This window comes from Scandinavium manionii (assembly GCF_024764775.1).
Taxonomy (GTDB): domain Bacteria; phylum Pseudomonadota; class Gammaproteobacteria; order Enterobacterales; family Enterobacteriaceae; genus Scandinavium; species Scandinavium manionii.
In genome coordinates, this window is record NZ_JALIGC010000030.1 from 38,179 (window position 1) to 52,579 (window position 14,401).

13 protein-coding genes are annotated in these 14,401 nt (G+C 53.9%); 8 read left to right on the forward strand and 5 right to left on the reverse strand.

The window, feature by feature from the left end; all coding sequences use genetic code 11:
- From MUU51_RS02085 to MUU51_RS02105, 5 genes are read left to right on the forward strand one after another with little or no spacing between them, the layout of a single operon-like run.
- A complete protein-coding gene (locus MUU51_RS02085; protein WP_258966988.1) occupies positions 1 to 1,590 on the forward strand; it encodes a hydrogenase 4 subunit F in 1,590 nt (529 codons plus the stop codon).
- A complete protein-coding gene (locus tag MUU51_RS02090; protein WP_309582913.1) occupies positions 1,587 to 3,320 on the forward strand; it encodes an NADH-quinone oxidoreductase subunit D-related protein in 1,734 nt (577 codons plus the stop codon). Before MUU51_RS02085 ends, MUU51_RS02090 begins: the two co-directional genes overlap by 4 nt.
- Before the next feature lie 10 nt (positions 3,321 to 3,330).
- A complete protein-coding gene (gene hyfH, locus MUU51_RS02095; protein WP_258966989.1) occupies positions 3,331 to 3,891 on the forward strand; it encodes a hydrogenase 4 subunit H in 561 nt (186 codons plus the stop codon).
- Complete coding sequence (locus tag MUU51_RS02100) at positions 3,878 to 4,645, forward strand: NADH-quinone oxidoreductase subunit B family protein (RefSeq protein ID WP_258966990.1); 768 nt, start codon at positions 3,878 to 3,880, stop codon at positions 4,643 to 4,645. The genes hyfH and MUU51_RS02100 overlap by 14 nt, the downstream gene beginning before the upstream one ends.
- Positions 4,642 to 5,055, forward strand: coding sequence for a formate hydrogenlyase maturation HycH family protein (locus tag MUU51_RS02105; RefSeq protein WP_159775783.1), 414 nt, complete (start codon positions 4,642 to 4,644; stop codon positions 5,053 to 5,055). Before MUU51_RS02100 ends, MUU51_RS02105 begins: the two co-directional genes overlap by 4 nt.
- A gap of 18 nt (positions 5,056 to 5,073) precedes the next feature.
- Here the strand turns inward: MUU51_RS02105 and MUU51_RS02110 are convergent, their stop codons facing one another.
- Positions 5,074 to 6,687, reverse strand: a complete 1,614-nt coding sequence (locus tag MUU51_RS02110) for a sigma 54-interacting transcriptional regulator (RefSeq protein ID WP_258967024.1) — start codon at positions 6,685 to 6,687, stop codon at positions 5,074 to 5,076.
- Positions 6,688 to 6,938: 251 nt separating this feature from the next.
- Here MUU51_RS02110 and hycI point away from each other — a divergent pair, with 251 nt between their 5' ends.
- Positions 6,939 to 7,394 carry a hydrogenase maturation peptidase HycI gene (hycI, locus tag MUU51_RS02115; protein ID WP_159775779.1) on the forward strand — a complete coding sequence of 152 codons (456 nt, stop codon included), beginning with the start codon at positions 6,939 to 6,941 and terminating at the stop codon, positions 7,392 to 7,394.
- Between the two features lie 43 nt (positions 7,395 to 7,437).
- On the opposite strand, the gene MUU51_RS02120 is transcribed toward hycI, so the two are convergent.
- From MUU51_RS02120 to MUU51_RS02135, 4 genes are all read right to left on the reverse strand, one after another.
- Positions 7,438 to 8,856 (reverse strand): 6-phospho-beta-glucosidase, encoded by a 1,419-nt coding sequence (locus MUU51_RS02120; RefSeq protein WP_258966991.1) that lies wholly within the window; start codon positions 8,854 to 8,856, stop codon positions 7,438 to 7,440.
- 3 nt (positions 8,857 to 8,859) lie between these two features.
- The gene (gene ascF / locus MUU51_RS02125; RefSeq protein WP_258966992.1) at positions 8,860 to 10,329 is read right to left on the reverse strand and encodes a PTS cellobiose/arbutin/salicin transporter subunit IIBC; all 1,470 of its coding nucleotides are present in this window, start codon (positions 10,327 to 10,329) and stop codon (positions 8,860 to 8,862) included.
- Between the two features lie 679 nt (positions 10,330 to 11,008).
- Positions 11,009 to 11,893: a hypothetical protein gene (locus MUU51_RS02130; RefSeq protein WP_258966993.1), complete on the reverse strand. Its 885-nt coding sequence runs from the start codon at positions 11,891 to 11,893 to the stop codon at positions 11,009 to 11,011.
- 30 nt (positions 11,894 to 11,923) lie between these two features.
- Positions 11,924 to 12,403 (reverse strand): Hcp family type VI secretion system effector, encoded by a 480-nt coding sequence (locus MUU51_RS02135; protein ID WP_258966994.1) that lies wholly within the window; start codon positions 12,401 to 12,403, stop codon positions 11,924 to 11,926.
- Between the two features lie 322 nt (positions 12,404 to 12,725).
- Between MUU51_RS02135 and MUU51_RS02140 the strand changes: the two genes are divergently transcribed.
- Together MUU51_RS02140 and hydN are read left to right on the forward strand one after the other, a co-directional pair.
- Positions 12,726 to 13,739: a LacI family DNA-binding transcriptional regulator gene (locus MUU51_RS02140; protein WP_159775773.1), complete on the forward strand. Its 1,014-nt coding sequence runs from the start codon at positions 12,726 to 12,728 to the stop codon at positions 13,737 to 13,739.
- A gap of 133 nt (positions 13,740 to 13,872) precedes the next feature.
- Positions 13,873 to 14,400: an electron transport protein HydN gene (hydN, locus tag MUU51_RS02145; RefSeq protein WP_258966995.1), complete on the forward strand. Its 528-nt coding sequence runs from the start codon at positions 13,873 to 13,875 to the stop codon at positions 14,398 to 14,400.
- Position 14,401 lies beyond the last annotated feature (1 nt).

Below are 14,401 nucleotides of genomic sequence, written 5' to 3' on the forward strand. Positions count from 1 at the left end.
ATGAGTCATTCTGCAATTTTCACCTTGTTACTGCTGACGCCGCTGGTGCTTTCGCTGCTGGCGTTTGCCTGCCAGCGTTTCGGCGCGGCCTCCCGTGTGGCGGTCACGCTGCTACACGGCGTGGGCATTGTTACGCTGTTAGGGGTGACACTGTATGCCGTGGCGCTGGTTTATCGCCAGGGCGAGATGTTCTCCCCCAATCTGTGGCTGCATCTCGACAGTCTGAGTGCGCTGTTTCTGGCGATCCTCGGGATTATCGGTTTTCTTACCGGCCTCTACTCGATGGGCTATATGCGCCACGAGGTCGACGAAGGCGAGATTTCCGTCACCACGCTGTGCAACTACTACGGCTTCTTCCACCTGTTTTTGTTCACCATGATGCTGGTTGTGACCAGTAACAACCTGATTGTGATGTGGGCGGCGATTGAAGCCACCACGCTCAGCTCAGCATTTCTGGTGGGAATTTACGGTCAGCGCTCGTCTTTGGAAGCGGCGTGGAAGTACATCATCATTTGTACCGTTGGCGTGGCGTTCGGTCTGTTCGGCACCATTTTGGTGTACGCCAATGCCGCTAGTTTCATGCCGGATCCACACAACGCTATTTTCTGGAGTGAAGTGCTGAAACACGCCAGTCAGCTTGACCCGACGCTGATGCATCTGGCGTTTGTGTTCGTGCTGATTGGCTTTGGTACCAAAACTGGGCTGTTCCCGATGCATGCCTGGCTGCCGGACGCCCACAGTGAAGCGCCGAGCCCAACCAGCGCCTTGCTGTCAGCCGTGCTGCTCAACTGTGCGCTGCTGGTGATTATCCGCTTCCATATCATCATCACCCAGTCGATTGGCTCCTCGTTCACCAACACGCTGCTGGTGATATTCGGCCTGCTGTCCGTCGCGGTGGCGGCATTTTTCATTCTGGTTCAGCAGGACGTGAAACGGCTTCTGGCTTATTCCAGCGTGGAAAACATGGGGCTCATCGCCGTGGCGCTTGGTATCGGTGGTCCGCTTGGCGTGTTGGCGGCGCTGCTGCATACGCTCAATCACAGCCTGGCGAAAACGCTGCTGTTTTGCGGTTCCGGTAACGTGCTGTTGAAGTACGGTACCCGCGACCTCGGCGTGGTGCGCGGCATGCTTAAACTGATGCCGTTCAGCGCGGTGCTGCTGGCTGCTGGCGCGCTGGCGCTCGGCGGAATGCCGCCATTCAACGTCTTCCTGAGTGAGTTTATGGTGGTAACGGCAGGTCTGGCCGCCGGACATATCTGGCTGACAATTGGCCTGCTGCTGTTGTTAACCGTCGTGCTGGGTGGGCTGGTTCGCATGATCGCCTGTCTGCTGTTCGGCAGCGCGCCGGAAGCGACCAGCCGTGGCGAGCTGGGTCTGCTGACGACTTTACCGATGGCCATTTTGCTGGTGCTGATGCTGGTGATGGGCACCCACATTCCGCAGCCGGTCAGCCGCCTGCTGGAAAATGCCGCGTCGATTGTAATGCATCAGTCCCCGCAGCAAGAATTTCAGTGGCCGTGGGCGGGTAAAACTGCCGCAGCCGCTAACCACAGTCTTTGCACCCGCGAGTGCGCTGGAGAAACGAAGTGAGTTATCAACAATATATGAACGGCCTCGCGCAGGGCGATGTACGCGGTTTGGGTTATCTGGCGGCGGTACGGGAAAAATTCCCCGGCGCGGTGCTTGAAGAAGAGCGACAGACTAACGATCAGGTGACGATCACCGTCAAAATTGGCCATCTGCCGGAAATCGTTGAATTTCTCTATTACGGCTGCGGCGGCTGGCTGCCGGTGCTGTTTGGCAATGATGAGCGCACGCTCAATGGTCACTTCGCGGTCTACTACGCGATGTCGATGGAAGAAGGCGAGAAGTGCTGGGTGGTGGTAAAAGGCCTGGTCGATCACTCGCTTGAGTTTCCGTCCGTGACCCCACGCGTACCTGCGGCGGTGTGGGGCGAGCGTGAAATTCGCGATATGTATGGCCTGAAACCGATTGGTCTGCCGGACGAGCGTCGCCTGGTGCTGCCGGATGACTGGCCTGACGAAATGTACCCGCTGCGCAAAGATGCCATGGACTATCGCCAGCGCCCGGCGCCGACCACAGAAACGGAAACCTATCCGTTCATCAACGACGGCGACAGCAAAGCGCGCGTGGTGCCGATTGGCCCGATGCACATTACCTCGGATGAACCGGGCCACTTCCGCCTGTTCGTTGACGGCGAAACCATTGTCGATGCCGACTACCGATTGTTCTACGTGCATCGCGGCATGGAAAAACTGGCCGAAACCCGCATGGGCTACAACGAAGTGACGTTCCTGTCCGACCGCGTGTGCGGCATCTGCGGGTTTGCGCACAGCGTGGCTTACACCACCTCAGTCGAAAATGCGCTGGGCATCGTGGTACCACAGCGTGCGCACACTATTCGTTCCATTCTGCTGGAAGTGGAACGCCTGCACAGCCACCTACTGAACATTGGGCTGTCGAGCCACTTTGTCGGGTTTGATACCGGCTTCATGCAGTTTTTCCGCGTGCGTGAAAAATCCATGCAAATGGCAGAGCTGTTAACCGGCTCGCGTAAAACCTACGGTCTGAACCTGATTGGCGGCATCCGTCGCGATATCCTAAAAGAGCAGCGAATTAAAACCATCCAGCTGGTGCGCGAGATGCGAGCAGAAGTGACGCAGCTGGTCGACATGCTGTTGTCCACCCCGAACATCGCCCAGCGTACGCAAGGGGTCGGCATTCTCGACCGCCAGGTGGCGCGCGATTACAGCCCGGTTGGGCCGCTGATCCGCGGCAGTGGTTTCAAACGCGATATGCGTTTTGACCACCCGTATTCCGATTACGGCAATCTGCCGAAAACCCTGTTTGCCTATGATGGCGGCGACGTGTTCTCCCGCGTGATGGTGCGCGTGAAAGAGACATTCGACTCGCTAGCGATGATTGAATACGCGCTGGATACCATGGGCAACGGCCCGCTGCTGACCGAAGGTTTCACCTATCAGCCGAACAAATTTGCGCTCGGTTACGTGGAAGCTCCACGCGGGGAAGACGTTCACTGGAGCATGCTCGGTGACAACCAGAAGCTGTTCCGCTGGCGTTGCCGCGCGGCGACCTACGCCAACTGGCCGGTGCTGCGCTACATACTGCGCGGGAACACCATTTCCGATGCGCCGCTGATCATCGGTAGCCTCGATCCCTGCTACTCCTGCACCGACCGCGTCACGCTGGTGGATGTTCGCAAACGCAAGTCCACCACCGTGCCGTATAAAGAGATCGAACGCTATAGCATTGAGCGTAAACACTCGCCGATCAAGTAAGGATTAAACGATGCTGAAACTGTTTAAAACTATCCTGAAAGCGGGCGAACCTACGGTTAAATACCCGTTTGCACCGCTGGACATCAGCCCCGATTTTCGCGGCAGGCCGGAGCTTGACCCGCAACAGTGTATCGCCTGCGCGGCGTGCACCATGGCGTGTCCGGCGAATGCGCTGACGATGGAAACGCATCCGGAAAGCAACGAGCGGATCTGGCAGCTGTTCATCGGGCGCTGCATTTTTTGCGGTCGCTGTGAAGAAGTGTGCCCGACGAAAGCGATCCGCCTGACCAATGATTTCGAACTGGCGGTGACTAACAAAGCTGATTTGTACGTCAAAGCAGTGTTTCGTTTGCAGCACTGTGATGTATGCAAGCTGCCGTACACCCCGGAGAAATCGGCGCAGTATGCGGTTGAGCTGCTGCGGCAGTCCGGCATGAGCGACGAGGCGCTGGCAGGCATGAGCGCGCAGTTTACGACCTGCCCAGCCTGCAAACGCCAGCGGACGTTGAGCCAGCACGATCGGCAGATGTTCAGTTCAATCGGTGCGGAGAAAAGCCATGAGCGAGTTTAATCATCACGCCAGCCAGCCGATAACCCTGGCAGACGACGCGGCGCGCATGAAACAGACGCTGCTGAAAGACATCAAGCGTTCAGCTTACGTATATCGCGTGGACTGCGGTGGTTGCAACGGATGCGAGATCGAGATTTTCTCAGCGATCACCCCGGTGTTCGATGCCGAGCGTTTTGGTATCAAAGTGGTGGCTTCCCCGCGTCATGCCGATATTTTGCTGTTTACCGGGGCGGTGACCCGTGCGATGCGCGTCCCGGCGTTACGCGCCTATGAATCGGCACCGGATCCGAAAATCTGCATTTCCTACGGGGCGTGCGGCGTCGGGGGTGGGATTTTCCACGATCTCTACTGCGTCTGGGGCGGCAGCGATACTATCGTGCCGGTTGATGTGTGGATCCCCGGCTGTCCGCCAACGCCTGCGGCGACGATCCACGGGTTTGCCGTGGCGCTCGGTTTGCTGGAGCAAAAGCTGAAAGGCGTTGAACACGTGCAGGGCGAAAGTGAAAAGCCAGCGCTGATCCTGCCTGATGTCCCGCTGCAGTTGCGGGTGTCCGTTGAGCGTGAAGCGCGAAGAATGGCGGGTTATCGGCAGGGCGGCGATATCAGCCTGAGTCTACTGTCGCTCATTCAGCATAAGCAGCCGCAGCAGGCGGCGCATGATGTCTCCGTCTGGCTGCATAAAGAGAACGATCCGCGGCTGACGGAAATTGTGAATACGCTGATGGCGGTGATTGCCGGGGAGGTGATGGCGTGAGCGACATCGGAAAAGTGACGTTCTGGTCGCTGCGCCAGAAGTTCGTCGACAGCGATGAAGACATGCCCGCTGAAAGCCAACAGGTCATGTATTACTCGCTGGCGATCGGCCATCATGTCGGCATGATCGACTGTCTGAAAACGGAGCTGGAATGCCCGCTGGAAGGCTACACGGAATGGCTGAAACAGCTGCCGGTGGGGGATGCGCGTCGTAAGCTGCGTGGCCTGCTGACGTTTGGGGAAATCACCATTGATTCCACGCACACGTCGCTGCTGGCCAATGCGCTGTCGCCGCTGAGCCTTAGCGGCGATGAGCCGTATAAAAGCTGGAGCCTGCGGTTGATTGAACTGCTGGCTGAGATCGAACGTGAACCGGCTATCTATCTGATCGTCAAACGCCAGCTTGCGTGATCACCGCGCGGGGGGCTGTTACAGATCCCGCGTGTTAATCCCCAGACGCTGCATTCTCGACAGCAGCGTCGTTCGCTTCAGCCCCAGTTTCTGCGCCGCCCCTTTTGGCCCCGCGACAATCCCGTTGGTTTCCCGCAATGCCTGGATTATCCGTTCCCGTTCTCCCTCATCCGTTTCCGGCGTTTGCGGGTTAAACATTGGCGGCAGTTTGATGGTGGCGGCCTGAACGCGGGTTGCTTGCGCCGTTGACGATGGTATTTTCAAATCGTTGAGCTGCAAATTCAGCGTGTTGCCCTGGGTGAGGATCACCGCGCGTTCAATCACGTTTTGCAATTCACGCACGTTGCCCGGCCACGGATACTGGCACAGCGCCTGAAGTGACGCGGCGGGAATGGTATCGATATTTTTGTTCATCCGCGCCGCCAGCTTCTGAGTGAACCCGATGGCGAGCAGTGGGATATCTTCTGGCCGCTCACGCAGCGGCGGGATCACAATCGGGAAAACGTTCAGGCGGTAAAACAGATCGCTGCGAAATTCGCGATCCTGAACCATTTGATGCAAATCGCGATTGGTGGCAGCGATCATTCGGACGTTTACCGGGATAACTTTGCTGCCGCCGAGGCGTTCCACTTCACGCTCCTGCAACACGCGCAGCAGTTTTGGCTGAAGTTCAAGCGGCATATCACCTATTTCATCGAGGAACAGCGTGCCGCCATCGGCCATTTCAAATCGCCCGATGTGAGTACTGGTGGCGCCGGTAAACGCCCCTTTTTCATGACCGAAGAGATCGCTTTCCAGCAGGCTTGCCGGTATCGCCGCACAGTTCATTTTTACCAGTGGCTTGCTGGTACGCTGACTGAGTTTATGAATCGCGCGGGCGATAAGTTCTTTACCGGTGCCGGTTTCGCCCAGTAACAACACGGTGCTGTCACTCATGGCGACCATTTCCACCTGACGCAGCAGATTTTTCATTACCGTGCTCTGATAAATAATATCGTTCAGGCTTTCGACATTCTGGATTTGTTCATTGAGCCAGATATTTTCTTGTTTTAACGAATCTTTTAGCCGGGTGATTTCATTCCAGGCATTGGCATTATCTACCGCGATGCTGATACGTGAAGCAATTTGTCCGAGTAATGAACATACCGCCGGTGTAAAGGCACTGACCTCGGTATGGGCGAGAATTAATATTCCGGGTGAATGGGTATTAAACGTCAGCGGCAGCAGCAACGCGGCTTGCATACCGGCAGAGAATAAATCCTGCAACAAGGGATCGTTTTGATTTTCGTGCAATGCCACGGCCTGAGGCTGCCCGTTATCCAGCACATTTTTCAGTATGCTCTGCACCAGCGGGTAGGATTTTTGCTGGCAGTAGTGGTGGCTGTCATCGTGCCAGCCGCAGGCGGTGACCGGAAACGCGTCTGACGATTCGCCATCAAAAAAGGCTATCGACACACAGGGAATAGCGAAGAAACGGTGGATGTCCTGGGCGATAGCGCTGACCAGACCTTCCCGGTCAAGGTGTGCGAGTACCGAGTTGGTGATATCCACCAAAATGCGGTATTCGTCACGTTCATCCTTTAGTTGATGAAAGAACTCCAGTAATTCAGGTGCAACGCCAGAATTGATCATGGCAATCAATTGATTATTCCACTCCGTATTAGTAATGGGAATGGTTCTTATTTTCTTGCCATTCAACGTCTTTACGTCATTCATCACTTCAGCCTGTTTTCGGGAAATTGCCGCGTTGCATGATGTATCTGCAATGCTATTTGAGATCAGTATTTGCGGACTGCGTGCAATATAAGATACCCCCTTAGGATCATTCGTTGATATCAATGGGTAGTTTGCTCATTCAGACCATTTTTTATTGGGAGAAAAGCGTGTCCAACGTATTACTGTGTGTCGGTAACAGCATGATGGGCGACGACGGCGCCGGGCCGCTACTCGCGGAAATGTGTGCCGCAGCGCCAAAAGGGGACTGGCAGGTGCTGGACGGTGGCAGCGCGCCGGAAAGGGAAGTGGCGGCGATTCGCGAAATGAAGCCGGAGTGCTTGTTGATTGTTGATGCCACTGAGATGGGGCTGGAACCGGGTGACATCCGGATTGTCGATCCTGACGATATTGCGGAAATGTTCCTGATGACGACGCACAACATGCCCCTCAACTATCTGATTGAACAGTTGAAAGAGGATGCAGGCGAGGTGATATTCCTCGGAATTCAGCCGGATATTGTTGGCTTCTATTATCCGATGACCGAGAAAGTGAAAGCGGCGACGGAAGTGGTATATCAGCGGCTGGAAGGGTGGGTCGGTGACGGCGGGTTTGAGCGGCTGTAATGAGGCGTCGGCCCGGTAAGCATTATCGCCACCGGGCAATGTTTTACGCTAAATCTTCACCGTTACTGGCGATCACTTTCTTATACCACCAGAACGATTTCTTGCGCGAACGCGCCAGCGTGCCGTTCCCGGCGTCGTCACGGTCGACATACACGAAGCCGTAGCGCTTGCTCATCTCACCGGTCGACGCCGCCACCAGATCGATACAGCCCCAGGTGGTGTAACCCATCACCGGAATACCGTCATTGATAGCTTCACCCATTGCCTGGATATGCTCGCGTAAATAGCTGATGCGATAGTCATCGTTAATCTCGCCGTTGGGTTCCACCACGTCTTTCGCGCCAAGCCCGTTTTCCACCAGGAACAGTGGTTTCTGATAGCGGTCATACATCATGTTCATGGTGATACGCAGGCCTAGCGGGTCGATACCCCAGCCCCATTCACTGGCCTTGATATGCGGGTTTTTCAGCGATTTGACGATGTTGGCCGCGTTGGTGTTATTGCTGTTCATATCCGCGGAGGCGCAGCGTGACGCGTAATAGCTGAACGACACAAAATCGACGGTGTTCTTCAGAATTTCATCATCGCCCGGCGCTTTCTCGATGGTCACGCCTTTCTCACGGAACACGCGGGCCGAGTAGGCCGGGTATGCGCCACGGGCCTGCACGTCGATAAAGAACAGGTTTTCGCGGTCCTTTTCCAGCGCCATCCACACGTCTTCCGGCTTGCAGGAATACGGATAAAAATTACCGCCCGCCAGCATACAGCCGACCTGATTTTGCGAGTTTACCTCATGGGCAATTTTCGTTGCCAGCGCGCTGGCAATCAGCTCGTGGTGCGCGGCCTGATATTTCACCTGCTCCTGATTCTCACCCTCTTCAAACACCAGCCCGGCCCCGGAGTAGGGGCTGTGCAACATGATGTTGATTTCATTGAAGGTCAGCCAGTATTTTACCTGGCCGTCGAAGGCTTCAAAGCAGGTGCGGGCGTAGCGAGTGAAAAATTCCACCATTTTACGGTTACGCCACGAGCCGTATTCCTTCACCAGGTGCATAGGCACGTCGAAATGGCACAGGGTGACCAGCGGCTCAATATTGTATTTTCTGCACTCGGCGAACAGGTCGCGGTAGAACGCGATGCCTTCTTCATTTGGCGTTAATTCGTCGCCGTTTGGGTACAGACGCGCCCAGGCAATCGAGGTGCGGAACACCGTGAAGCCCATCTCCGCCATCAACGCGATGTCTTCTTTATAGCGATGATAAAAATCGATCGCCTGGTGACTCGGATAGTATTCGTCCTCGCGTAAGGTAAAGCGCTTGTCGAGTCCCAGTTTAACCGGCATACGGTTGGCGCCGTGCGGGATAGTGTCGACAGTGGTCAGGCCTTTTCCGCCTTCCAGATACGCGCCTTCAGACTGGTTAGCGGCCAGAGCGCCGCCCCATAAAAATCCTTTCGGAAACATGCGTTACCTCGCTTGTAAGGGTTGAACGGTTGCGGCGATGCCTTGCGCTTTGCGCGCCTGTTCGGCACCGTCGACAGCAGGGTTTTCTTCCACCGGAATATCTTCAAAGCCCAGCAGCAGCGTCAGCACGAAGGAGAGCACGACTGCGAGCGCCATCACGCCAAACACCCAGACGATGGTCATCGGGTTGGCGGGGTCAAAGAACTGTACGCTGGTAAACAGCCCAGGAGCGGCCATCGAATGACTCGCCAGGCCTGCGATACCCGCAATGGCACCACAGATGAAACCGCTTATCAGGCTTGCAATCAGTGGACGTTTCAGGCGAATCGCCACGCCATACAGCGCCGGTTCTGAAATGCCAGCCAGAATCGCAGAAGCCGCTGCGGCCAGCGCCGTCTGGCGCAGTTCCGGGTTTTTGGTTTTCCACGCCACCGCCAGCGATGAGCCACCGAGCGACAGGTTGGCACCAATTTCAGACGGCATCACCATCGCTTCTTTGCCGGTGGTGGCAATGGTCTGAATGATGGTTGGGGTGAATACGCGGTGCATCCCGGTCATCACCAGCAGTGGCCACAGTGCGCCCATAATCGCCACTGACAGCCAGCCAAGATAGCCGTGAACGGTATACACCACTGCGGAAATGCCGCTGCCGATCCAGATGCCAATCGGGCCAATCAACAGGATAGCCAGCGGAGCGGCAATCAGCACAATCAGCATTGGCTTGAGGAAGTTTTTTGTGACCGCGGGCGTGATTTTATCGACCCAGACCTCGATATAGGACAGGCACCAGGTCATCACCAGCGCCGGAATCACCGTATAGGTGTATTTCACCGCCGTCACCGGAATGAATGCGAACTCAACGTGTTCGCCCTGGGCGGCTTTCGCCATCAGCTCAATAAAGCTCGGATGCACCAGCACGCCTGCAATGGCAATCGCCAGCGACATGTTGGTTTTGAATTTTACCGCGGCAGATGCGGCGACCATCAGTGGCAGGAAGAAGAATGCGCCATCGCCAATCACCGTCAGAATAGTCAACGTCGGCGCGCCTTTGGGAAGCACACCGGACATCTCCAGCACCATCGCCAGCAGTTTCACCATCGAACCGCCGATGATCGCCGGGATCAGCGGCGACATGGTGCCGATCAGCGCATCCAGAATGCCCGCGCCGATTCGACGCAGGGTCAATTTCTGCGGCCCCTGTTCCACAGCGGGTTGCAGGTTACCCGGCAACAGATTCATCACTTCTTTGTAGGCCTGAGAAACGGTGTTGCCGATGATCACCTGGCACTGGTTATCGCTGCGTACCACGCCGAGTACACCTTTGAGGGCTTTCAGCGTTGCGGCATCGGCGAGAGTGGGGTCGTTAAGCACAAAACGCAGTCGTGTCATGCAATGGGTCGCGGCGGTGATGTTGTTAACGCCGCCCAGTGCGGCTACTACATCGCGGGCCAGCGCGGCATAATTTTTCGGCATCGGGTCAATCCATCTTATTGTGATTAGAATTTGTATAGGAAACCGGTTCCACAAAATCATGAAGAGATTGGATTGGTGAAACAAGAGTGAGGTGGGATCTATTTTATTTTTGTGATTTAGATCGAGTTTGAGTGAGGGGGAATTCGTGGCTGGCGGGTGACCGCCTGATGGGCGCACTCAGGCAGTTTAGGTAGTCAAAATCTGATTTTTCTAACGCTCATTAATTGAATTCATTGTTAACTATGGTTTTGCAGATGGCGTAATCGGTGACGAAGTAATGTTTGAGTTTTGGGTCTTCACAGGGTTTGTACTGGGTGAAAATGGCAATGTATAAATATACAAATAAAAAGAAGATGTTCAACAATGCTAATAGTGCCACGGAAAGTATTGATAGAATGCTACCAATGATTTCACTAAGCTCATGCCATTTCTTTTTTTTAGATACTTTTGTTATAAGTGTAAAGTATATTATATAAATTAAAAATGGAACAGCAGTTAACAGTGAAAGGCGTCTACCATCAAACCAAAAATAGTCTCCATAAGTAAATGGTGATGTTATGTCTTTGTATGGAAGATTGAGAGAAAAATAGATCAGTGAGCATAGGATTGTTATGACGAAAAGGACCGAAATACATGCGCCAATCTGCTTTAGTAGAAGGATTAGATTATTATTCAATTTTTAAATTTTCCATTGCGGATGGAATGGGTTGTTTGCATTATTCATATGGTTTATATTCCAGCTTCTGATTTTTTGCTGTTCAGCGAATGACTCGCGAAGCGCTTTCTTCAATTGGAGGGACCATCCAAATGTTGAATCGAGATTATTTAACTCTATATTTAGAGTGATGCCAATTACAATAACGATACCTGCAGTAATCACAATGGGGGCTGAAGTGATTAAACTGCCTGCAACGAGACCCGCTACCACAGCAGAAACCAACGTCTTCGCCGTATCCATAATCACATCACCAAAGAAATCCACGAGGGTGTACTCGTCTTTAAACATCAACTCTATCGCGCGAAAGGCCAGTGAAAAGTAAACACAGAATTTTATCCCTTTTACAACAGTATGCGCCACGCCTCGCCAGCCAATACCCAGTTCCAGTAATTGTGGATGACTTGCCTTATAACGGGTGCCATTCAGAATACGCCGCACGCTGGGATAGCCGGTGATTTTGATATAGGTTTCGGCACCATATTTGCAGGCGATCGCCTTAATGCCGAGTCCTTTTAAATTGAATTTCAGCTGTTCCGCTTCGTTAAAATAGCTGGTGAAATTACCGAAAGTGTTTTTACCGTCCCAGATATCCTTAATGTTGCCCCCGCCCAGCTTATAAGAGAAAAAGTCATCCGCCATGCCTGTCAGATCGCTCAGAATGTCTCTGACTTCATTCAGCGTCAGCAACATGAAATGCTGAGTGTTTTTCGCCAGCAGTTCTTCCATATGCGGGAGATTGTTTATATATGGATGATCAGGTACCCACTGGTTAATCCGCTGTTCACCGCGTAATACGCCTCCTACTGAATCGGCCCATGTTGCGGGCTTTCCTTTAAAAACAGGCATGCTCATTTCTCCCTATTAATGGATAAAAGGTTAAAAAACCCTGTCGTCCCAAATGCTGTAGGCGCTGGTCCCAGCAATGCAATGTTCCCAGGTGATTGACCTGTAGGAAAAGGAAACGCTTTCCTGCGGTTCTTCGCCATTGTGATGAACGTTGTGGGGAATATGCAGGTGGAAGTCCGCTACCCGAGCCTCAGTTAGTTTTATTAGATAGTAACGTTCCATGCATCCAGCTTTAGCAGTACGATAAAATTCGAACTCGCAACTCAAGGATTCATTTTCTGAAATGGCATTTGCGAGTAGTGGAGATGCCTTATCAACAGGTTTTATAATGGTGAGGTTGTGATGGTTGACATTTTGTTCCCGTGAAAGGGAGTGCGAGAGAGAAAAGATAAAAATTTGGTTTTGGTGCGCAATCAGTGCTTTATTACCGAGTGAGCTCTGAGTGAGGCAACCTTCTGATATCAACCCTTGCCTTTTACCATTGATCGTTAAATAAGTTAAGCCAGCCAAATGAATGCTCCTTATTCATTAGTCGTATGTATAAATGTAATGTGAGTGGTCGTGTGCTTGTTGAATCGTTTGGCAGTATTCTCCGTTAACAATAAACAGGCAATATAAAATGATAAAAAGTGCGTGTGGAATTAATTGATGCGCACGAAGAAACAAAAACATTTCATTATTAATGATTCAAGTAAATAACTGAGGTAAATATAAATACAGCTCCTTTTTTCCGACCCGGTTCCGGGGCGGGGGCTTGACTGTGGACAAATCGCTGCAATCTCTGCTGGGCTGAAGTAAACTTTCGGCCATCGAAAAATCGGGGATGAGCAACATGGCAACGATGCTGGAAGTGGCGAAGCGCGCTGGCGTGTCGAAAGCCACCGTATCCCGCGTGCTGTCGGGGAATGGCTACGTCAGCCAGGAAACCAAAGACCGCGTGTATCAGGCGATCGGCGAAAGCGGGTATCGCCCGAATTTGCTGGCGCGCAATCTGGCGACCAAAAAAAGTCAGACCCTGGGCCTGGTGGTGACGAACACCCTGTATCACGGCGTCTACTTCAGTGAACTGCTGTTTCACGCCGCGCGTCTGACCGAAGATCAGGGCCGACAGCTGATCCTGGCCGATGGCAAGCACAGCGCGGAAGAGGAGCGGGCGGCGATCCAGTATCTGCTCGATCTGCGCTGCGACGCGATCATCATCTACCCGCGCTTTCTGACGCCGGATGAGATGGACGCGATCATCCACGATCACGATCGGCCGATTATGGTGTTGAATCGCCGACTGCGCGGTAACGCCAGCCACTGCGTGTGGTCGGATCAAAAAGCTTCCAGCCAGGCGGCGGTTGAGCGGCTGATTGCGATGGGTCATCGCGATATCGCGTTCATTACCGGCTCGCTGGATTCACCGACCGGGATTGAACGCCTCGCGGGCTACAAAACGGCACTGGAGCACAACGGCATTCCGGTACGAGATGCGTGGATTGCGGAAGGCAAATGGACGCCCGCTACCGGTGCGATAGGTGTCGAAACGCTATTGTCGCGCGGGATTACGTTCAGTGCGCTGGTGGCGAGCAACGACGATATGGCCATCGGGGCTATCAAGCGGCTCAGTACTGCGGGTTGGCGCGTGCCAGAGCAGGTGTCGGTGATTGGCTTTGACGATATTGCCCTCGCGCCTTACATCGTTCCGGCCCTGTCCAGTGTCAAAATCCCGGTAACCGAGATGATCGAAGAGACCATCAACCGCTTGATTTGTATGCTCGACGGCGGTGAATTTCATCTGCAACAATCCTTTCCTGGCGAACTGATGCTACGCGATTCCGTCATTGCTGGTCCTCACGCCTGATGCCCGTCATCTGTTGTCGTCATTAATGTCGATGACAGATGTCTGAAGTTTTAATGCATTGATAAATAGCCATTTTAATAATGGCGCGGAAAATGCATATCCCCGGCCTTAACGTTTAAGGCTGGAGAAGTGGATGAACCGTTTCATCATCGCGGAAGCGAGCAAATGTATTGGCTGCCGTACGTGCGAAGTGGCCTGCGCCGTCGCCCATCAACAAGATCAGGACTGCGCGGCGCTGACGCCACAAACGTTCCTGCCCCGTATTCACGTCGTTAAAGGCGTAAACCTTTCTACGGCGACCGCCTGTCGCCAGTGCGAAGACGCGCCGTGTGCCAACGTCTGTCCTAACGGGGCCATCGCCCGTGAAAACGGCTTCGTGCATGTGATGCAGGAACGCTGCATCGGCTGTAAAACCTGCGTCGTGGCCTGCCCTTACGGGGCGATGGAAGTCGTCGTTCGCCCGGTAGTGCGCACCAGCGGATTCGGCATGAAGGTTAAAGTGGAAAAAGCCGAAGCCAACAAATGTGACCTCTGCCATACCCGCGCCGACGGTCCGGCCTGCGTGGCGGTGTGTCCGACATTTGCATTGAGCTGCATCGACCGTGCGGCGCTGGATAAGCTCAATGCGGAGAAACGTCGCCGAACGGCTCTGGCGTACTGAG

Excerpts from the sequence above, each read along its gene's own strand:
- MUU51_RS02085 (WP_258966988.1), top strand. The coding sequence starts at position 1 with ATGAGTCATTCTGCAATTTTCACCTTGTTACTGCTGACGCCGCTGGTG.
- hyfH (WP_258966989.1), top strand. The coding sequence starts at position 3,331 with ATGCTGAAACTGTTTAAAACTATCCTGAAAGCGGGCGAACCTACGGTT.
- MUU51_RS02100 (WP_258966990.1), top strand. The coding sequence starts at position 3,878 with ATGAGCGAGTTTAATCATCACGCCAGCCAGCCGATAACCCTGGCAGAC.
- MUU51_RS02110 (WP_258967024.1), bottom strand. The coding sequence starts at position 6,687 with ATGATCAATTCTGGCGTTGCACCTGAATTACTGGAGTTCTTTCATCAA.
- MUU51_RS02120 (WP_258966991.1), bottom strand. The coding sequence starts at position 8,856 with ATGTTTCCGAAAGGATTTTTATGGGGCGGCGCTCTGGCCGCTAACCAG.
- ascF (WP_258966992.1), bottom strand. The coding sequence starts at position 10,329 with ATGCCGAAAAATTATGCCGCGCTGGCCCGCGATGTAGTAGCCGCACTG.
- MUU51_RS02130 (WP_258966993.1), bottom strand. The coding sequence starts at position 11,893 with ATGCCTGTTTTTAAAGGAAAGCCCGCAACATGGGCCGATTCAGTAGGA.
- MUU51_RS02140 (WP_159775773.1), top strand. The coding sequence starts at position 12,726 with ATGGCAACGATGCTGGAAGTGGCGAAGCGCGCTGGCGTGTCGAAAGCC.
- hydN (WP_258966995.1), top strand. The coding sequence starts at position 13,873 with ATGAACCGTTTCATCATCGCGGAAGCGAGCAAATGTATTGGCTGCCGT.